Consider the following 19,495-nt stretch of genomic DNA (forward strand, 5'->3'; position numbering starts at 1 on the left):
CTTAGAAATTTCCAATTCTAATAATATCGGCAAAGATACCAGAAGCGGTTACATCCGCCCCGGCCCCAGCGCCTTTTATAATCATGGGTTGGTTGGGATAACGCTCGGTAAAGAAGAGGACAATATTGTCACTCCCCTCAAGATTGTAAAAGTCGTGTCCCTTTGGAATTTGTTGTAATCCCACTTTGGCCTTCCCATTTTCAAATTGAGCCACATATTTGAGTTTGCTATCTTCATCCCTGGCAGATTTGTACATTTCTTGGAACCCGTCCTCATGCTTCACAAGGGAAGCAAAAAAGGCCTCGTTGGAATTGGTTTCCAAACTCTCTTTGGGCAGAAAGGCATCATTTTCAATTTGCTCAATGTCAAGTTTGTTCCCGCTTTCTCTTGCCAGAATCAGGATTTTGCGCATCACGTCAATTCCGCTAAGGTCTATGGTAGGGTCCGGCTCGGTATAGCCTTCTTCCTGCGCTTGCTTAACAATATCATGAAAAGTGACTTGGTCATTGAAGTTGTTAAAAACAAAGTTCAGGCTGCCTGAAAGTACCGCTTGTATCTTTTTCACCTTATCCCCAGAGGCAATAAGGTTTTTCAAGGTATCAATGATAGGAAGGCCAGCGCCAACGTTTGTCTCGAACAAAAATGGCGCATTGTATTTTTTGGCCAGTTGTTTTAGTTCACGGTAAAAATCGTAATCCGAAGAGCAGGCGATCTTGTTACAGGTAACCACAGAAATACTATTTTTTAGATAATCGGGATAGCCCTGTGCTACTTCTTTGCTGGCGGTATTGTCCACAAATACGCTATTTCGAAAATTCAGGGTCTTCACCTTTTCAAAGAATTTGACTTTGTCAGCTTTTTCCCCACCAGCTATAGTGGTTTCCCAATCCTTAAGATTTATACCATTTTCATCAAAGACCATGTTTCTGGAATTGCTCATCCCAATAACCCTGATATTCAGTTTCAGTTCTTCTTTTAGATAGGTCTGTTGCTGCAGGATTTGTGTAAGGAACTTAGACCCCACATTACCAACGCCCATCACAAAGAGGTTAAGCTGTTTGATGTTCTCTTCAAAAAATTCTTCATGAAGGGAATTCAAGGCTTTTTTGACATCTGTTTTTTTGATCACGGCGGAAATGTTCCGTTCTGAAGCCCCTTGTGCAATGGCCCTAATATTTACATTGTTCCTACCCAAAGTACTGAACATTTTCCCACTCAGACCTTGATGACTTTTCATGTTGTCGCCTACCAATGCCACTATGGTCAAGTCCTGCTCAACAATGACGGGATTGATTTTTTTCCGTGCTATCTCATATTCAAAAGCCTCGTTGACCGCTGCAGTTGCCCGCTTTACATCATCATCGGAAATTCCCACACAGATGGAATGTTCAGAGGAGGCCTGGGTAATTAAGACAACGCTAATGCCGTCTACCGAGAGTGTTTCAAAGAAACGTTTGGAGATTCCGGGGATTCCAATCATTCCCGGCCCTTCCAATGATAAAAGGCTGATATTGCCCACATGGCTAATGCCCCGGACCGTTTTACCACCTCCGTTGGTATTTTTGGTGATCAGGGTTCCTTCATCCTCTGGGCTAAACGTATTTTTGATGACAATTGGGATTTCCTTTCCCAATACAGGTTGTATGGTAGGAGGATAAAGTACTTTGGCCCCAAAATGGGAAAGTTCCATAGCTTCCTCATAACTGATATGGGCCACACATTTGGCCTGTTTTACCAATTTGGGATTGGCTGTGTACATTCCACTGACATCGGTCCAAATCTCAAGAATTGAGGCATTTACTGCTGCTGCGATAATAGCAGCTGTATAATCAGAACCACCTCTGCCCAGAGTGGTTGAATTCCCATCTGAATTGGAAGCAACAAAACCTGGTAATACATGGATTTGATGTTTCGATTCATTGAAATAGTCACCGCAGTTCTGATTGGTAACCTTAAAATTAACTGCGGCTTTTCCGTAGGCGTTATCTGTTAGGATTAACTCCCGGCTATCCTTGAAGATAGCATCCACTCCTTCAGATTTAAAGAATTCACTGATGATAAAGGAGGACAATAGTTCCCCATAACTCACGACCTTGTCGGAAAGTTTTGGGGTGATCTCTCCGATAAGGAAGGCCCCCTCCAAAAGGGTTTCCAGAATATTCAGGTCGCTTTTTACTTTGCTCAGAATGGTGCTTTGCCGTTGCACGGGAAGCAATTCCTTAATTACGGAAATATGTCGTTTCTCAATTTCTTCCAAGCCTTTTTGATAAGAAAGGTCTTGATTTGCAGCTTGTTCCAAAGTATTTAAGAGTACATCGGTGATGCCGCCAAAAGCAGAAACAACAACAGCCGATTTTTCATCAGGACTGCGCTGGACAATGGATTTGACTTTGATTATATTTTCAGGATTGGCGACTGAAGTTCCACCAAATTTTAGGACTTTCATGATTAATGTGATTGTAAACTAGTAAATTGAATATAAGGACGGACGGAAAAATAATATAGACTACCCCAAAGGGGTGATGGTAGTCAACGTGAAGATGGATGAAGAAGTGTTCATCTTAAAAAGTTCAATATCCGTTTGTTTGAATTGCATCTTACTAAATTCAACATCAAAAGTAGTACTTTTGGTAGCTTCTTCAAATGATTCTAAAATTTTTACGAAATCCATAGCGATTGTTAATTTTTCTTATTGAATGAAAATTTTTACCGCAGAGCAAATCTATAAGGCTGACAAATTCACAATAGCAAAACAGCAAATTCCTAGCGATGCCCTCATGGAAAGGGCAGCAACACAACTTTTTGAATGGATGCATTCCAGACTTCAGGGTGCTGAGGTAACCATTCAATTGTTCTGCGGAATTGGAAATAATGGTGGTGATGGAATTGCACTGGCGCGGCTCTTAAAGGAAGCAGGATATAATATCAAGGTGCATGTGGTCAACTATAGTGAAAAACGCTCCAAAGATTTTCTTTTGAACTTAGAGCGTTTGAAGGACCGTAAAATTTGGCCAGAATTTTTGAACGACGATTGTGTGATGCCGGAAATTGCTCCCAACGATATTGTGGTGGATGCCATCTTTGGGATTGGATTGAACAGGGCTCCCAGCGAATGGGTAGGCAAGCTTATTTTGCATATCAATGCGTCGCAAGCCTTTGTTTTGGCCGTTGATATACCATCCGGACTTCCAGGGAACCGAATTCCATGGAATACCGATCATGTGATTAGGGCTAGCTACGTATTGAGTTTTCAGGTCCCCAAACTGGTTTTTTTCCTTCCTGAGACCGGTGTATATCAAAACCAGTGGGAACTTTTGGATATTGGCCTGGATGCGGAATTCATGCATACCGAGGAAACTGAGTACGAGTTCTTGGTAAAACCCGATGTCCTACCAATTTATCGGCCTCGACTTAAATTCTCGCACAAAGGAACCTACGGGCACGCATTGATTGTGGGCGGCAGTTATGGGAAAATAGGAGCTGTGCAGATGGCAGGAAATGCTTGCTTAACCGTTGGAAGCGGTCTGGTTACCGCTTACGTGCCGGAGTGCGGCTACCACTCGCTTCAAACTGCCTTGCCGGAGGCCATGGTCCTTACGGATGAAGAGGATGAATATATATCAAAGATTGAGGTGCCTTTTCATCCTGATGCCATTGGGATAGGGATGGGTTTGGGCACCCATGAAAAGTCCGTTAAGGCCTTTGGGGAATTCCTGAAAAACAATGATGCGCCAATGGTCATTGATGCGGATGGATTGAATATTTTGGCCAAGCATCCGGAGTTTGTTAAGCATGTTCCCAAGCAATCCGTATTGACGCCGCATCCAAAAGAATTGGAACGGTTGGTGGGGGAGTGGAAGGATGATTTTGACAAGTTGGAAAAAGCCAAGGCATTTTCCAAAGAGAATCAATGCATTTTAGTAATAAAGGGGGCGCATTCCTTGATTTTATCCGATGGTAAGGGTTACGTGAACAGTACGGGGAACCCCGGGATGGCCACGGCCGGGAGTGGGGATGTACTTACAGGAATGATAACGGGGCTGATGGCCCAAGGATATCTACCCTTGCAGGCTGCGGTTTTTGGAGTTTATCTTCATGGCTTGGCAGGCGACATAGGTGCCTCCAAAATGAGCTATGATGCTTTAAAGGCAACTGGAATCATCGAAAATATTGGGAATGCCTATATGGAATTGTTTAAGAGACCGGAGGCAGAAGTGGTACCTGAATCTTAAGCGTTGTCTTTCTTTTTACCCCGCTTAAGTCGTTTTTTTACCCAAGCAAGGGCATTGTCAAATTCTATGAAAAACTCCATATTCTTCTTGTAGAACAACTTTTCTATCTTAAAGTTATGCATGTCAATTTCCTTTTTGGAAACAATGGCAAAGGCCTTAAGATTCTGCATACCTCTTAGATAGTTATAAATTGTGGGGTCGACGGCATAGGAATTCTTGCGAAGGCTGATATATCCAAAATCTTTGTCCCTAAAGTGAATTTCTGATATTCCGATAATTTGATAAGCTCGTTCAAGGGTTAATGTAGCACCCTCTTCAAATGTAGCGATCATATAGTTGTCATAAACCTGAACGGTTCCAATATCCAACTGATATTCACGTACGATAATAGCTTTCTTAGTAGAAGCAAATTTCATTCCCCAATAATTATAGTGTCTCCTTGCGAAGGTATGGGGAAGTGCATCTGGGCCGAAATAATTTAGATTAAACGCTCAAATATCGTATAAGCGGTATCACTGAAAGAAAAGAGCCGGCATTTGCCAGCTCTTTCAGATTTAACTTGGGTAAATTTATTGCTCCGCTTCGGGAGATTTTTCCTTCTTTTTGATTTTGATCGTGAGCTCCTCCTTCTTTTCATCCAAATCCATAAAGATGCTATCCCCTTCGTCCAATTTGGAATTCACGATTTCCTCTGCCAAGGCATCTTCAATATATTTCTGAATGGCACGCTTTAGCGGACGGGCTCCATACTGCTTGTCGAACCCTTTCTCAGCGATATAGTCCTTCGCCTTTTTGGATAGGTTCAAATCATAACCAATCTCCTTGATACGTTTGAACAATTTGTCCAGTTCAATATCAATGATTTTATGGATATCCTCTCGCTCCAATGGATTAAATACGATAACATCATCAATACGATTCAAGAACTCCGGTGCAAAAGCTTTTTTAAGGGCATTTTCAATAACGCTCTTCTGATGGGAATCTGCTTGGGCCTTTTTAGCCGCAGTTCCAAAACCTACACCTTGTCCAAAATCTTTCAATTGACGCGCTCCAATATTGGAAGTCATGATAATGATGGTATTCCTAAAGTCAATCTTTCTTCCGAGGCTATCCGTTAGGTAGCCGTCATCCAAGACCTGGAGCAACATATTGAACACATCGGGATGCGCTTTTTCCACCTCGTCCAGAAGAATTACCGAGTATGGCTTACGTCTAACTTTTTCCGTTAGCTGTCCGCCTTCTTCATATCCTACATACCCAGGAGGTGCGCCTACTAGCCGCGAAATGGCAAATTTCTCCATGTATTCGCTCATATCGATACGAATCAAGGCATCCTCGGAATCAAAGAGCTCTTTGGCCAAGATTTTGGCCAACTGTGTTTTACCAACACCGGTCTGACCCAAGAAAATGAATGAACCAATTGGTTTGTTAGGGTCCTTAAGCCCAGCCCTGTTACGCTGAATGGCCTTGGCCACTTTTGCTACTGCCTCATCCTGTCCGATAACAAATCCTTTGATTAAATCCGGAAGTTCGGCCAATTTATTACTCTCTGTCTGTGCAATCCGATTGACTGGAATGCCGCTCATCATCGAAACCACATCGGCCACGTTGTCCTCAGAAACTGTCTCTCTATGCAACTTGCTTTCCTCTTCCCAGCGTTCTTGGGCTGAGGCCAGTTCCTTTTCTAGTCTTTTTTCATCATCGCGAAGCTTAGCTGCTTCTTCGTACTTCTGTTTTTTGACCACACTGTTTTTCAATTCCCGAACGTCGTCAAGTTGGTTTTCCAACTCCAAAATCTGTTTGGGAACATCCATGTTCACAATATGAACTCGTGAACCTGCTTCATCCAAAGCATCAATTGCCTTGTCCGGTAGGAAGCGATCGGTCATATACCTGTTGGTCAACTTTACACACGCCACAATAGCATCATCCGTATAATTGACATTGTGATGGTCTTCGTACTTACTTTTAATGTTCATCAAAATCTCGATGGTCTCTTCCACGGTGGTAGGTTCTACCATTACTTTTTGGAAGCGACGTTCCAAAGCACCATCTTTCTCGATATATTGTCTGTATTCGTCCAATGTTGTGGCACCGATACATTGAATCTCACCCCTAGCCAAAGCTGGCTTGAACATATTTGAAGCGTCCAAACTTCCTGTAGCACCACCGGCACCAACAATAGTATGGATTTCATCTATAAAGAGAATGATGTCGTCATTCTTCTCCAACTCGTTCATCACCGCTTTCATTCGTTCCTCAAATTGCCCGCGGTACTTGGTACCAGCGACCAAAGAGGCCAAATCCAAAGTAACTACTCGCTTATTGTATAATATTCTGGAAACTTTCTTGTTGATGATACGAAGCGCCAGGCCTTCGGCAATAGCACTCTTACCAACTCCAGGCTCTCCAATAAGAAGCGGATTGTTTTTCTTTCTTCTACTTAGAATTTGGGAAACCCGTTCAATCTCCTTCTCCCGACCTACAACTGGGTCAAGCTTATTTTCTTCGGCAAGACGCGTAAGGTCCCTTCCAAAGTTATCCAGTACGGGTGTCTTCGATTTTTTACTGCCTTTTTGACTTGAGCTAGAGCCGAAGGAACTCTCCTTGGATTCCCCTGTTTCTTCCGGGTCGCTTGGAAAAGATTCGGCTTGTGGTGAATCCATATAGTCATCATCACTGGTGATCATGGATTTGAATTGCTCCTTCACATTATCGTAATCCACCTTCAGTTTATGTAAAAGCTTAGTGGTGGGATCATTCTCATTTCTTAGGATGCATAATAGCAGATGCGCGGTATTGATGGAAGAACTTTGGAAAAGCTTGGCTTCCAAAAAAGTAGTTTTGAGGGCACGTTCCGCTTGTCTTGTCAAATGTAGATTCTTCTTGTCCTTTTGGATTGTTCCGGTGTTGGGATTGGCAGGACTTAAAATCTCGACTTTTCTTCTAAGGTGGTCCAAATCCACGTCGAGTGCGTCCAAAATGTTAATGGCCTTGCCATTACCATCCCGCAAAAGACCAAGCATAAGATGTTCCGTTCCAATAAAATCGTGCCCCAATCTTAGGGCTTCCTCTTTACTATATGCTATAACGTCTTTTACTCTTGGGGAAAAATTATCATCCATACACTTCCTTTTCAGCAATTAAAATTAATAAAAGTATCCTTACTTAGGTCAAATACCGTACCCATATTCGATAAACTAGTAGTAAAAGTCGAAATAAAGTTCAATTTTATACGCCTTTAACAAAGCTTTATTTGCAGAAAACTGCTGAAAGTAATACTGTTGATAATTTTTTTAATAAAGTAAGCCGCAAGTGTTTTGAAAGGTACGATTTTGCGTATATTGGCATGATATTTTAACCACAAAAAACAACAAGATTTTAGCATGGCGGAAGGAGAAAAGTTAATTCCTATCAACATCGAGGATGAGATGAAATCTGCCTACATTGATTATTCAATGTCGGTCATTGTGTCACGTGCCCTGCCAGATGTCAGGGACGGACTTAAGCCTGTTCATAGAAGAGTACTTTTTGGAATGCACGAGCTAGGGGTTAGATCTACCAGTGCCCATAAGAAATCGGCTCGTATTGTGGGTGAGGTTTTAGGAAAGTATCACCCGCATGGAGATACATCGGTTTACGATACCATGGTTCGTATGGCCCAGGAATGGAGCCTTAGATATATGCTGATAGATGGTCAGGGGAACTTTGGTTCCGTTGATGGTGACAGCCCTGCGGCAATGCGTTATACGGAAGCCCGCATGCGCAAGATTGCTGACGATATGTTGGCGGATATTGATAAGGATACCGTAGATCACCAGCTTAATTTTGACGACTCTTTAAAGGAGCCAACGGTGCTCCCTGCACGAATTCCAAACCTTTTGGTCAATGGGGCCTCGGGAATTGCAGTGGGTATGGCCACAAATATGCCGCCTCACAATTTATCCGAAGTGGTTGATGGCACTGTTGCTTATATCGAAAATAAGGACATCGAAATCGATGAGTTGATCACCCATATTAAAGCTCCCGATTTCCCTACTGGAGGAATTATTTACGGGTATGATGGGGTAAAAGAAGCTTTTCATACGGGACGTGGACGCGTGGTCATGCGCGGAACGGCCACCTTTGAAGAGGTTCAGGGCAGGGAATGTATCATTGTCACAGAGATACCTTATCAGGTGAACAAGGCGGATATGATTAAAAAGACCGCGGACCTGATCAACGACAAGAAAATAGAGGGAATTTCTGCCATTCGTGACGAATCGGACAGAAAAGGGATGCGGATTGTCTATATCCTAAAACGGGATGCCATTCCAAACATTGTCCTTAACACACTTTACAAATACACCGCGCTTCAATCGTCATTCAGTGTCAATAATATTGCCTTGGTCAATGGTAGACCCAAATTGTTGAACCTTAAGGAGATTATTCATCACTTCGTTGAACATAGACATGAGGTGGTTGTCCGCAGAACCAAGTTTGAGCTTAAAAAAGCAGAAGATCGAGCCCATATATTGGAAGGATTGATCATTGCTTCAGATAATATCGATGAAGTAATTGCAATTATTCGAGGCTCTTCCAATGTGGAGGAAGCCCGCAACAGTTTGATGGAGCGTTTCAAGCTTACCGAAATTCAAGCGAAGGCCATTGTGGAGATGCGTTTGCGTCAACTTACGGGACTAGAGCAAGACAAACTACGTGAAGAGTATGATGAGCTGTTGAAAACCATTGAGGACCTTAAGGATATCCTTGATAAGAAAGAGCGAAGAATGCAGATCATCAAGGATGAATTGGTCGAGGTCAAGGAAAAGTATGGGGATGAGCGAAGATCAGAAATCAATTTTGCCGGTGGTGACCTAAGTATTGAGGATATGATTCCGGATGAGCAGGTTGTCATTACCATTTCCCACGCCGGATACATCAAAAGGACACCGCTTACAGAGTATAAAATCCAAAATCGCGGAGGAGTAGGGCAAAAGGCTTCCTCGACCCGAAATGAGGATTTCTTGGAGCACTTATTTGTTGGAACCAACCATCAATATATGCTCTTCTTTACCCAGAAAGGGAAGTGTTTCTGGATGCGGGTCTATGAAATACCGGAAGGAAGCAGAACTTCAAAAGGTAGGGCTATTCAAAACCTGATCAACATTGAACAGGAGGATAAGGTGAAGGCCTTCATCTGTACGCAGGACCTTAAAGATGAAGATTACGTAAATAGTCATTACGTAATTATGGCAACCAAAAAGGGAACGGTTAAGAAAACTTCATTGGAGCAATATTCAAGGCCTCGTCAAAACGGTATCAATGCTATTACGATACGCGATGAGGATGAGTTACTAGAAGCAAAACTGACCACTGGCACTAGTCAAATATTTCTCGGACTGAAATCAGGTAAGGCCATACGCTTTGAAGAAGGCAAGACAAGGCCCATGGGTAGAAATGCCGCGGGTGTACGTGGAATTACCCTGGCAGGACCTGATGATGAGGTCATAGGAATGGTTTCGGTCCATAATTTCGAGGATGACATTCTTGTGGTGTCAGAAAACGGTTATGGTAAAAGATCCACCATAGATGATTACAGGGTAACCAATCGTGGAGGAAAAGGTGTAAAGACGATTTCCATTACGGATAAGACCGGAGGCTTGGTGGCCATAAAGAATGTTTCAGATACGGATGATTTGATGATCATCAACAAATCTGGAATTGCTATACGCATGAGTGTGGAAGATCTTCGTGTGATGGGTAGAGCCACCCAAGGGGTTCGACTTATCAACTTAAAAGGGAACGATTCCATTGCGGCAGTAGCGAAAGTAATGAAGGACGAAGATGCCATGGACGAAGCGGATATACTTGATATTGAGGTAAATGGCGAAGATGGCACAGCTATTGATAATACAACCGATGACAATAAAGAAGAATAAATAAACACTAATAATTGAATTAAAAATGAAGACTAAGATTTTAATATTACTTGCCATTGGGATCTCTGCAATGGGGTATTCCCAGAAAAATGAGATCAAGGCAGCTGAGAAAGCGTTTAAAGCCGGGGACACGCAGGCAGCCAAAACTTCTGTCGATAGCGCTGCTTCCCTAATTGATGGGGCCGATGCACGTTTGCAAGCCCAATATTATGCCGTTAAGGGTAATGTCTATTCTGATTTGGCTAAAAAAGGAGACGGAGATGCTTTCCAAACCGCCATTGATGCATTTAACAAAGTGGTGTCTGTAGAAGAAGCCAGTGGAAAAGAAAAATATACAACGGTTGCCGTCCAAAAACTTGCTCAAATCACCGCTGATCTTGTAAACGCTGCTGTAGAAGATAACAACCAGAAGGAATTTGAGGCAGCTGCGGACAAGTTGTATATGAGCTACAAATTGAGCCCAACAGACACGCTATACTTATACTATGCGGCCAGTAGCGCAGTAAACGGCCAGCATTATGAAAAAGCCCTAAAATTCTACAACGAGCTAAAAGATATCGGTTACGATGGTAGTGGTGTAAATTTCACGGCGGTAAATGTAGAGACCGGTGAGGTGGAAACCATGGACCAAAATACAAGAGATTTATATGTAAAGGCTGGAACGCACAAAGACCCAAAAGATGAGCGTACACCCTCTAAGAGTGCCGAAATCGTTAAGAATATTGCTTTGATTTACCAGCAATTGGGAGATAATGAAAAGGCGCTGGCAGCTTACTCCGATGCCAGAGCGGTCGATGCTGATGATGTGAACCTTGTACTTGGTGAGGCAAATCTATATTATGCCATGGGCGACAAGGAGAAATTCAAGGAATTGATGGCGGAAGCTTCAGATATGGCTCCTGATAATGCTGATTTATTGTACAACATTGGTGTAATAAATATGGAGCAAGGGAACCTAGAAGATGCTAGGGAAGCTTACAAGAAAACCTTGGCTATCGACCCCGGATACATCAATGCATTACTGAACCTCTCCACGACTTATGTGAATGAAGGTAATGGACTTATCGACGAAATGAACTCTTTGGGAAGCTCTAGGTCTGATATTGCAAGATATGATGAGCTTAAAAAACAAAAGGATGATCTTTTCCTTGAAGGGGCTACGATTTTGGAAGATGCTTTGAAATCAAATCCTGATAACCAAAGTGTTCTTACACAGCTTAAAAATATCTATGGTGCCTTAGGTGATACCGATAATTTTATGCGGATTAAAAAACTATTGGGAGAGTAAGAAGCTTTTCCAAACAAGAAAAAAGGCTCCAAATTTTGGAGCTTTTTTTTTATAGAATCTTCTTAATAACCCGAAGTTTATGAGTATAAAGTTTTTTCTCGGTGTTGAAAATACCTGTGTGATCTAATCGGTCTATCCGAACATGCCCATGCGCATGGATAATATAGTTGTCTTTTAAAATAATACCCACATGATCTATAATGCCCTCATTATTGTCAAAAAAAGCGAGGTCTCCAGGCTCACTCTCTTCTATGAAGCTTAGGGGCTCTCCCTGTTGTGATTGTTGCTCGGCATCGCGCTTTAAAAAATGCCCATTTATCTTATAGACCATTTGGGTGAAACCGGAGCAATCAATTCCAAAAGGTGTTTTTCCTCCCCATTGGTAAGGCGCCTTAAGGTAGAGCAAAGCAGTTTCCACCAGATTGGTCTTTGACTGTTTTCCTGAAATGGAGTGCCCTTCAAATTGATGTTGGAGTAGGGGCACGGAGGACACCATTGACCCCAATAAAAGTGGTAGCAACATACCATCGGCAGCGCAGGCATGTGCTATGATATCTGAGGAGAAAGTTGGGTTTGGTTGGGCATCCAATTCCTTGTAATCCTCTTCGGTAATCAGAGTGAACTGATTATTTGAAACCCAACCTTCATAGCTGTCATAAGCCGTACGAATCCTGCTCCATTTCTTTCTGTTTTCCAACACCTTGACATGTTCCCCATAGAGTAATTGGGAACACATTTCGGCACTGTCATCAGGATGGGTTCTTATCGGAACTATACTAAGATGGCAGATTCCATATTGCATGTGTGGCCGAATGGATGAATTATTCTCTTTCCAAAATAATGGCTGAGGCTCCACCACCACCGTTGCAGATACCTGCTGCGCCTAATTTAGCATTGTTCTGTTCCAACACATTGAGCAGTGTTATTGTTATCCTTGCCCCGGAACATCCAAGAGGGTGTCCTAAAGAAACTGCACCTCCGTTAACATTCACTTTGGAATCATCCAGCCCCAGCAATTTCATATTGGCCAAGCCAACAACTGAAAATGCCTCATTGACTTCAAAAAAATCGATGTCTTCAATAGACACTCCAGCTCTGGATAAGGCTTTTGGCAAAGCTTTGGCTGGAGCCGTGGTAAACCATTCCGGTTCTTGGGCAGCATCCGCATAAGATTTGATTGTGGCTAAAGGTTTTAGGTTGAGTTCGGCTGCTTTTTCGGCACTCATGAGTACCACTGCGGCGGCTCCGTCATTTATCGTGGAAGCATTGGCCGCTGTAACCGTACCCTCTTTTGTAAAGGCAGGTCGAAGGGCGGGAATCTTTTCCATTTTCACATTCTTGAACTCCTCATCTTCATCCACCACGATCGGTTCACCACGTCGCTGAGGTACTTCAACGGGGACTACCTCATTGGCGAATTTCCCATCTTTCCAAGCTGCTGCAGAGCGCTCGTAGGATTGAATGGCAAAAGCATCTTGGTCTTCCCGACTAAATTCGTGCTCCACAGCACAGGCGTCTGCACAAACCCCCATTGCATTTTGGTCATAGGCATCCACCAGACCGTCTTTCTGCATTCCATCTATTAGTGTAGCTGGACCAAATTTGGTTGCGTTTCTCATGTATGCATAATGAGGAATAAGACTCATGTTCTCCATACCACCGGCAACTACAATGGAATTTTCTCCCAAGGCAATGGATTGGGCAGCTTGCATAATGGCCTTCATCCCAGATGCGCATACCTTGTTTACAGTGGTGCATGGAACCGAATTTGGAATTCCTGCATACAGGGCTGCTTGCCTTGCTGGTGCCTGTCCTGTTCCGGCCTGTACAACATTTCCCATTAAAACTTCCTCAACTTTTTCTGGAGCCAGTCCAATTTTATCCAATGCTCCTTTTATGGCAATGGATCCAAGTTTGGGTGCGGTTATAGTGGATAGCGCACCCATAAAACTACCAATAGGTGTCCTGGCGGCAGAAACAATTACAACTTTATTCATCTATGCATTTTTAATGATGCGAAAATACTAAAATTAAACGGTAGGCACTATCCTTGTTAAGGCTCCCACTTCTTATTTATATTTTCTATTTTTGGGACAATTCCGTGCCGTATGGGAAAAACTTTGGATAACGTTTATAAGCACCAATCGCTTGCTTACAAGTATTTTCTATACCTCATAACCGTTGGTCTGATCGTCTTCTTTTTTCCAAAAGGAGGGAAGTTCAAGTATGAATTCCAAAAGGGAAAGCCGTGGCAATACGAAAATTTGTATGCGCCTATTGATTTTTCCATAAAAAAGACCCAAGAAGAAATTGCTTCAGAACGCCAATCGTTAAGGGATAATAAAACCGATTATTATACCTATGATGAAACCATTGTTTCCGATGTTAGGCAAGAGGTAAGGGACGAACTCATTAAATTGTTTTCTAGTACATCGTATCCCCAAAGACAGCAAACCGCGCTGTTGGAGGTTGCTTCAAAAGCTGTGGACAGTATCTATGGCAATGGTATTTTCCAAGATTCGCCGGCGGCGAGTTCAATATTGTTGATTAAGAACAATGAGGCCAGACCTTTGGCTAGGGGGGGGTATTTGAGCATCCAACAGGCTAAGGAAAGAATAAGCCGAATATTGCCGTCTTTGAGTCCATCTGAAGGAAGAAATTTAGCAGGAACTGTACAACGACTCTTAAAAGCGAACACCTTTTACGATGAAGCATTAACAGAGAGGGCACTGGCGGATGAATTATCCAAAATTTCATTTACCCGAGGTGAGGTTTCTGAAGGAAGACTCATTATTGCCAAAGGAGAAGTGGTGGAAGCTGAGAATTTCAAGATTCTGGATTCTCTTAAGGAAGAATACGAATCCGAATTATGGAGAGGTAACAACTACTATTTCATTCTGTTGGGGTATACTATTTTGGTTGCCCTGGTACTGATCATGCTCTTTCTTTTTCTTAAAAGATATCGAAGCGAAATTTTTAAGAACAATAATAAGGTTACTTTTATCTTTGTCAATATTCTTTTGATGGTTCTGGCCACTACCTTGATGGTCAAAAACAACGAAAGCTATGTTTTTGTGGTGCCACTCTGTATCCTTCCATTGGTGTTGAAAAACTTTTTTGATGCGAGATTGGGGCTGTTCGTCCATGTGCTTACCGTATTGATTTTGGGCTTTGTAGTTCCCAATAGTTTTGAGTATATCTTTTTACAGACCATTGCCGGAATTGTAACCATTCTAACGGCGTCCGAGCTTTATAAAAGGGCCAACCTGTTTATTTCCGTTGGTCAGATTACCTTGATTTATATTATCGGTTATTTTGCATTTCATGCGATTCATGAGGGTAACCTGGAAAACATAGAATGGATCCTGTTCGGCATTTTTGTGTTGAACGGTTTGCTGACCCTCTTTGCCCAACCACTGATTTATATTTATGAGAAGATTTTTGGTCTTGTTTCCGATGTTTCCCTCTTGGAACTTTCGGACACCAATTCCAAATTGCTTAAGGAGTTGTCCGATAAGGCACCAGGTACATTTCATCACTCCTTACAAGTGGCCAATTTGGCGGAAGCCGCTGCCAACGAAATAGGTGCAAATGCTATGATGGTTCGGGTAGGGGCCTTGTATCATGATATTGGCAAAATGGAAAACCCTACTTTTTTCACGGAAAACCAGATAACCAATGTAAACCCCCACGATGATCTACCTCCCCGGGAGAGTGCCAAAATCATCATTGATCATGTTATCAAAGGCATTGAAATCGCCAGAAAGAACAACCTTCCTGATAGAATCATTGACTTTTTGCGTACCCACCATGGGACTACCTTGGTGTTCTATTTTTATAAGAAGCAACAAGAGCTGGAGGAAACCGTAGATGAAAAGAACTTCAGATACCCTGGACCGATTCCATTTTCAAGGGAAACGGCGATTTTGATGATGGCCGATGCGGTGGAGGCTGCCTCCAAAAGTTTAAAGAACCCCACCTTTATGATCATTGACGAATTTGTAGAGAAAATTGTCAAGGGTCAAATGCAAGCAAACCAATTTTTGAATGCGAACATCACCCTGAAGGAAATGGAGCAGGTGAAGAAAGTGCTCAAGCAAAAACTGACCAATATTTACCATTTAAGGGTGGAGTACCCTGAGTAGTAGCGACTAAGTCAATTTGGTTCCAAAAAAACAGAAAAATAGTTGCGATCTATTGTTTGAAAAGGTACATTTGCATCCGCATTTTTAGAAATGTACGTTCATAATAAATGTTAGGAGAGGTGCCGGAGTGGTAACGGAGCAGATTGCTAATCTGTCAGCGCGTAAGTGCTGCCCGGGTTCGAGTCCCGGTCTCTCCGCTTTTCTTTTACATAAACACCACGGGGTGTAGCGTAGCCCGGTTATCGCGCCTGCTTTGGGAGCAGGAGGTCGCAGGTTCGAATCCTGCCACCCCGACAAAGCCGAATCAAGCGATTCGGCTTTTTTTATTTATTGACCAGGGTCGCGTAGCTCAGCTGGATAGAGCATCTGCCTTCTAAGCAGACGGTCGCAGGTTCGAATCCTGCCGCGATCACCACCTCGAAACCCCAGTATTACTGGGGTTTTTTAATTTCCAAGCAATTTTTATATCTTTAATTGGAGGTCGAATTCCGCTTAAATATGCCTTTAAAAGGAATAATTCCCGACCTTTTTCCGACCCTTTATGAAGATATCAATTAAACTGAATAAAAGAAAGAATAAGAAGACCCCTAAAGGCTATCCTGTAATTGTATATGTGACCAACAATTATCAGGAAAAGGAATGGAGGACAGGATTTTATTCTGAAAGTTCTTCTTGGAACAAACAACGTGCTGTTCCAACCAGCAAGCATCCTCAATACTATCATTTGTTGGATTATTTGGCTGTACTCAAGGCTAGATTGAATGAGGTTAGCTTGGAATCTGCCAAAAGACCAATTTCCTTTGAGGAAGCTAAAGAATGGATTTTTAATACAAACAGGGATTCGTTTTATGACTTGGCCATGAACACTTTTAAAGAAGGGTATAGAGGGACGGATTGGAGTGCCATAAGAAGATTTAATAAATTCTATCCGGATTCCACTTTCAATAATGTTACTTATCAAAGTGCAATTGATTTTAGAAATGCCTTATTAAAACAAGGCAATAAGCCCTCTGGTGTGGATAGTTATATTAGGTCATTGAAATCGCTTTGGAATAAGTTAAGTGATAAACCAAATCCCTTTAAGGGTGTTGTGACGGAAATACCTGATACAATAAAAACAGTTGCTTCTAAGGACGACTTAGTTAAACTTATTCAAGCTGACTTCCCTTTCAACAATGGATTTAGTGGATTTTATCACTATAGAAATTATTGGTTACTAATGTTCTATTTGGGTGGCATTGATCCAGAAGTACTTTCTAAACTAAGATATGACAGGCATTTAGTAAACGGTAGAATCATATTCAATAGGGACAAAGGAAGGTCAAAAACTTTATGCAATAATGTTATACCTGAGAAAGCTTTAGCGATATTAGAGACTTATAAAGATGCTAGCTTTCCGTTTTTTGTTCCTATATATGAAGCAACAAATTACAGGACATTTTCTGGCAATTTTTCTAGGAGGATGAGGGAATTAAGTAGAAAACTTCATCTAAGTGTGGAATTAAGGCCTAAATCGGCAAGATATACCTTTATAGACAGGGCTCAGCAACTTTTAATCGATGAACGCATAACGGCTCAGATAGTTGGCCATAAACGGAAGACCACTACAAGTATTTATACCAACGACTTTCCTCTAAAATTTCAAGATAACGCGCATTTGAAGATTATAGCTGTTTAAAGGCGGTTCATAACTTTCCTGAAAAATGGATTTTTGTTACATAGTTTTTCAAAAACTCTTTTAGAAATTTCAATCCTAATTATAATTATTTGATATCATGGAAGATAACAAAAGGAAAGGATTTGTTAAAATTTACAGAAGTCTACTTGATTGGGAATGGTACACAGAACCCAATACAACACATTTGTTTCTTTATTGCCTGATAAAAGCAAATTACCAGGGTAAAAAATGGAAGGGTAAGTTGCTAAAAAGAGGCGACTTTATTACAAGTGTTGAACACATTTCTAGGGATACAGGATTGAGCATTTCTAAGGTTAGGACTTCTCTGGGAAGATTGGAAAAATCTGGTTGTATTTGCAAAAAAACAACAAACAAATATACTGCTATCAGAGTAGTAAATTATAAGGAATACCAAGATATTTCAGAGATGCCTAACAACCAAACCAATGTTAAAAAACAATCAACAGACAACGAAATAACAACAATTAAAGAAAATAAGAAGTTCAAAGAAAAAATAAATAAAGAAAAGAGAGTGAGCTCTCTCACAAATTTTGAATATTTAAATAAAAACTATAAGGAGCAAATGGACGCTATATTTAAAAGAAATGCTTTACCAAATAAGCAAAGGCAATTTTGTATAGCAAAATTTAATGAAAAGCGGATTAACAATTTAGATGTGGACTTGTTTGAGAACTATTTAACAAATTGGATTAGAAATTTGGAAAAAGATGGTACTATGGAGGAGTGGAGAAGAAAACAATATTTGTTGAAGCAGGCATGCGATGCATAAAAGAGGGTAGGGGGTACAAACATCGATATTTGAAGAATTTAAACATCGCCACCCAGTCAAGATTTTACTCGGAGCAATTTTTTGGAGGGGGGGGGTAAAGCAATCGTTTAATTGAACTTTTACTTTAACGTTGCCATCTATGATTTCTTTGTTATAGTATCTAAAAACTGGGATTGAGTTGGCGCATTAGTTAGGCAAGGCTATTTATTGATTTTAGGACCACTCTCCCATAGGGTTATGTATCTCTCTAGAATTATGGGTTTCTCTGTTTTCTTCAAATAAACTTCAGCTATCAAAACGTATTCGCCATGTGCAATTTCCTTTAGACAAAATTTATCGGCCATATTGGACCTTATCTGAATAGGTTCAGGATAACTTTGGTGCAAGTAGTACTTTACATATTTAATTCCCTTCAGTGCTCCCTGGTAATAAGAATCAACGATAACTCTAATATCATAATGTGGTAGCTCCACATTGGTCTTTTGTCTAAACTCGTCCTGTATGTACTCTCTTAGAAATGAGGTATGGTTGATGAAGAAGTAGTCCGCAGGCAACTTATTATCCTGTAGGTTTACATCGATTTCAAGTTTTTCTTCTTCTTCTTCACTTCCAATATTTCTTTGAGAAGGAAAAGCTTCTAACTCAATCCCAAAGGCCCCAAATTTTTTCAGTCTTTCAGTCAAAAATATTCCTATTACTATTGGAACAACTGCAACTGCCAACCATCTTGCTTCCAACTGCAATAGTCTTGGATATTTAAATTGAACAAAAAGCAATAAAACCAGTATGACAACCGAAGCGATAAAATACCATAGTAGTGATTTGCTTTTATTCATTTTCAGTTCAATTAGACCCAAGGAGGGATATAGATTCAGAAATAATAATCTATAGAAATTTCAATTTACTAAAGATTTATCTTGCTTTTTGATTTAGATTAAAGAAGATTTTATTAGTAAATAGAATATGGATAATTTTATTCTCATTAATCGTTTATTTGAACTTTAGCTGTCAATTGAAACTCCTTGCTGCTTATTATTCTCAAAGTGCACATTAAAATAATAATACGGGCTTTCCTTTTGTTCGAATGACAATTCAAATCCATTTTCGTTGGATGTAATTGTCTTGACTTCCAATTGTTCACCTAAAGATGTGAACATCATATCGGCATTGTTATATTCCTTGCTTATGGCAATTGAAGATTCAGATTTCAGTAAATCTTCATTAGCCAAGGCGTTCAAGACAATCTGTTTCTGATTTTGCGATAGATTTTCACGACTTCCATCCATTAGAAGTTCGATAGTGACTCCGAATAATACGGCGCTGCCAATCCAAGTGACATTCTCTCCTTTAATGTAATCGCTGTCAAACTTTCCCAATTCAGAATCGACTAACTCGAGACTGGTATGGCCACCAAATAGTTTTTTAAAAAATCCCATTATCG

The 19,495-nt window shown here is 41.2% G+C and carries 14 protein-coding genes and 3 tRNA genes; 9 read left to right on the forward strand and 8 right to left on the reverse strand.

What is annotated here, in order from left to right:
* Nucleotide 1: 1 nt before the first annotated feature.
* Together thrA and BUC10_RS17885 are read right to left on the reverse strand one after the other, a co-directional pair.
* Nucleotides 2–2,446, reverse strand: coding sequence for a bifunctional aspartate kinase/homoserine dehydrogenase I (thrA, locus tag BUC10_RS15340; RefSeq protein WP_073181224.1), 2,445 nt, complete (start codon nucleotides 2,444–2,446; stop codon nucleotides 2–4).
* A gap of 60 nt (nucleotides 2,447–2,506) precedes the next feature.
* Entirely contained in the window at nucleotides 2,507–2,671 is a 165-nt protein-coding gene (locus tag BUC10_RS17885) for a hypothetical protein (protein WP_165614918.1), read from the reverse strand.
* A gap of 25 nt (nucleotides 2,672–2,696) precedes the next feature.
* On the opposite strand from BUC10_RS17885, the gene BUC10_RS15345 reads away from it, so the two are divergent.
* Nucleotides 2,697–4,232 carry a bifunctional ADP-dependent NAD(P)H-hydrate dehydratase/NAD(P)H-hydrate epimerase gene (locus BUC10_RS15345; protein ID WP_073181226.1) on the forward strand — a complete coding sequence of 512 codons (1,536 nt, stop codon included), beginning with the start codon at nucleotides 2,697–2,699 and terminating at the stop codon, nucleotides 4,230–4,232.
* Here the strand turns inward: BUC10_RS15345 and BUC10_RS15350 are convergent.
* Together BUC10_RS15350 and BUC10_RS15355 are read right to left on the reverse strand one after the other, a co-directional pair.
* A complete protein-coding gene (locus tag BUC10_RS15350; RefSeq protein WP_073181228.1) occupies nucleotides 4,229–4,648 on the reverse strand; it encodes an STAS/SEC14 domain-containing protein in 420 nt (139 codons plus the stop codon). The genes BUC10_RS15345 and BUC10_RS15350 overlap by 4 nt on opposite strands.
* Nucleotides 4,649–4,801: 153 nt before the next feature.
* The gene (locus BUC10_RS15355; RefSeq protein ID WP_073181230.1) at nucleotides 4,802–7,357 is read right to left on the reverse strand and encodes an ATP-dependent Clp protease ATP-binding subunit; all 2,556 of its coding nucleotides are present in this window, start codon (nucleotides 7,355–7,357) and stop codon (nucleotides 4,802–4,804) included.
* 261 nt (nucleotides 7,358–7,618) lie between these two features.
* Between BUC10_RS15355 and gyrA the strand changes: the two genes are divergently transcribed.
* Nucleotides 7,619–10,153: a DNA gyrase subunit A gene (gene gyrA, locus BUC10_RS15360; RefSeq protein WP_073181232.1), complete on the forward strand. Its 2,535-nt coding sequence runs from the start codon at nucleotides 7,619–7,621 to the stop codon at nucleotides 10,151–10,153.
* 25 nt (nucleotides 10,154–10,178) lie between these two features.
* Nucleotides 10,179–11,441, forward strand: a complete 1,263-nt coding sequence (locus BUC10_RS15365) for a tetratricopeptide repeat protein (RefSeq protein ID WP_073181234.1) — start codon at nucleotides 10,179–10,181, stop codon at nucleotides 11,439–11,441.
* 49 nt (nucleotides 11,442–11,490) lie between these two features.
* Here BUC10_RS15365 and BUC10_RS15370 read toward each other — a convergent pair whose 3' ends face one another.
* The gene (locus BUC10_RS15370) at nucleotides 11,491–12,243 is read right to left on the reverse strand and encodes a C40 family peptidase (protein ID WP_073181236.1); all 753 of its coding nucleotides are present in this window, start codon (nucleotides 12,241–12,243) and stop codon (nucleotides 11,491–11,493) included.
* Nucleotides 12,244–12,262: 19 nt separating this feature from the next.
* Entirely contained in the window at nucleotides 12,263–13,438 is a 1,176-nt protein-coding gene (locus BUC10_RS15375; protein WP_073181238.1) for an acetyl-CoA C-acyltransferase, read from the reverse strand.
* A gap of 111 nt (nucleotides 13,439–13,549) precedes the next feature.
* Here BUC10_RS15375 and BUC10_RS15380 point away from each other — a divergent pair, with 111 nt between their 5' ends.
* The 6 genes from BUC10_RS15380 (at nucleotide 13,550) to BUC10_RS15405 (ending at nucleotide 18,054) form a co-directional block, all read left to right on the forward strand.
* Complete coding sequence (locus BUC10_RS15380; protein ID WP_073181239.1) at nucleotides 13,550–15,586, forward strand: HD family phosphohydrolase; 2,037 nt, start codon at nucleotides 13,550–13,552, stop codon at nucleotides 15,584–15,586.
* Between the two features lie 113 nt (nucleotides 15,587–15,699).
* Nucleotides 15,700–15,783 (forward strand) — tRNA-Ser (locus BUC10_RS15385).
* Between the two features lie 22 nt (nucleotides 15,784–15,805).
* Nucleotides 15,806–15,880 (forward strand) — tRNA-Pro (locus tag BUC10_RS15390).
* Between the two features lie 44 nt (nucleotides 15,881–15,924).
* Nucleotides 15,925–16,001: transfer RNA gene (locus tag BUC10_RS15395), tRNA-Arg, on the forward strand.
* A 126-nt stretch (nucleotides 16,002–16,127) separates the two neighbouring features.
* Nucleotides 16,128–17,264: a tyrosine-type recombinase/integrase gene (locus BUC10_RS15400; protein ID WP_073181241.1), complete on the forward strand. Its 1,137-nt coding sequence runs from the start codon at nucleotides 16,128–16,130 to the stop codon at nucleotides 17,262–17,264.
* Between the two features lie 97 nt (nucleotides 17,265–17,361).
* Nucleotides 17,362–18,054: a hypothetical protein gene (locus BUC10_RS15405; protein ID WP_073181243.1), complete on the forward strand. Its 693-nt coding sequence runs from the start codon at nucleotides 17,362–17,364 to the stop codon at nucleotides 18,052–18,054.
* A 200-nt stretch (nucleotides 18,055–18,254) separates the two neighbouring features.
* Here the strand turns inward: BUC10_RS15405 and BUC10_RS15410 are convergent, their stop codons facing one another.
* The gene (locus BUC10_RS15410; protein ID WP_073181245.1) at nucleotides 18,255–18,890 is read right to left on the reverse strand and encodes a pYEATS domain-containing protein; all 636 of its coding nucleotides are present in this window, start codon (nucleotides 18,888–18,890) and stop codon (nucleotides 18,255–18,257) included.
* Between the two features lie 165 nt (nucleotides 18,891–19,055).
* The gene (locus BUC10_RS15415; RefSeq protein ID WP_073181247.1) at nucleotides 19,056–19,490 is read right to left on the reverse strand and encodes a hypothetical protein; all 435 of its coding nucleotides are present in this window, start codon (nucleotides 19,488–19,490) and stop codon (nucleotides 19,056–19,058) included.
* Nucleotides 19,491–19,495: the final 5 nt, after the last annotated feature.

The sequence above is a fragment of the Flagellimonas flava genome (genome assembly GCF_900129665.1).
Classification (GTDB): Bacteria; Bacteroidota; Bacteroidia; order Flavobacteriales; family Flavobacteriaceae; genus Flagellimonas; species Flagellimonas flava.

Excerpts from the sequence above, each read along its gene's own strand:
- BUC10_RS15410 (WP_073181245.1), bottom strand. The coding sequence starts at position 18,890 with ATGAATAAAAGCAAATCACTACTATGGTATTTTATCGCTTCGGTTGTC.
- BUC10_RS15400 (WP_073181241.1), top strand. The coding sequence starts at position 16,128 with ATGAAGATATCAATTAAACTGAATAAAAGAAAGAATAAGAAGACCCCT.
- BUC10_RS15380 (WP_073181239.1), top strand. The coding sequence starts at position 13,550 with ATGGGAAAAACTTTGGATAACGTTTATAAGCACCAATCGCTTGCTTAC.
- BUC10_RS15355 (WP_073181230.1), bottom strand. The coding sequence starts at position 7,357 with ATGGATGATAATTTTTCCCCAAGAGTAAAAGACGTTATAGCATATAGT.
- thrA (WP_073181224.1), bottom strand. The coding sequence starts at position 2,446 with ATGAAAGTCCTAAAATTTGGTGGAACTTCAGTCGCCAATCCTGAAAAT.
- BUC10_RS15350 (WP_073181228.1), bottom strand. The coding sequence starts at position 4,648 with ATGAAATTTGCTTCTACTAAGAAAGCTATTATCGTACGTGAATATCAG.
- BUC10_RS15345 (WP_073181226.1), top strand. The coding sequence starts at position 2,697 with ATGAAAATTTTTACCGCAGAGCAAATCTATAAGGCTGACAAATTCACA.
- BUC10_RS15370 (WP_073181236.1), bottom strand. The coding sequence starts at position 12,243 with ATGCAATATGGAATCTGCCATCTTAGTATAGTTCCGATAAGAACCCAT.
- BUC10_RS15375 (WP_073181238.1), bottom strand. The coding sequence starts at position 13,438 with ATGAATAAAGTTGTAATTGTTTCTGCCGCCAGGACACCTATTGGTAGT.
- BUC10_RS17885 (WP_165614918.1), bottom strand. The coding sequence starts at position 2,671 with ATGGATTTCGTAAAAATTTTAGAATCATTTGAAGAAGCTACCAAAAGT.
- BUC10_RS15415 (WP_073181247.1), bottom strand. The coding sequence starts at position 19,490 with ATGGGATTTTTTAAAAAACTATTTGGTGGCCATACCAGTCTCGAGTTA.
- BUC10_RS15405 (WP_073181243.1), top strand. The coding sequence starts at position 17,362 with ATGGAAGATAACAAAAGGAAAGGATTTGTTAAAATTTACAGAAGTCTA.
- gyrA (WP_073181232.1), top strand. The coding sequence starts at position 7,619 with ATGGCGGAAGGAGAAAAGTTAATTCCTATCAACATCGAGGATGAGATG.
- BUC10_RS15365 (WP_073181234.1), top strand. The coding sequence starts at position 10,179 with ATGAAGACTAAGATTTTAATATTACTTGCCATTGGGATCTCTGCAATG.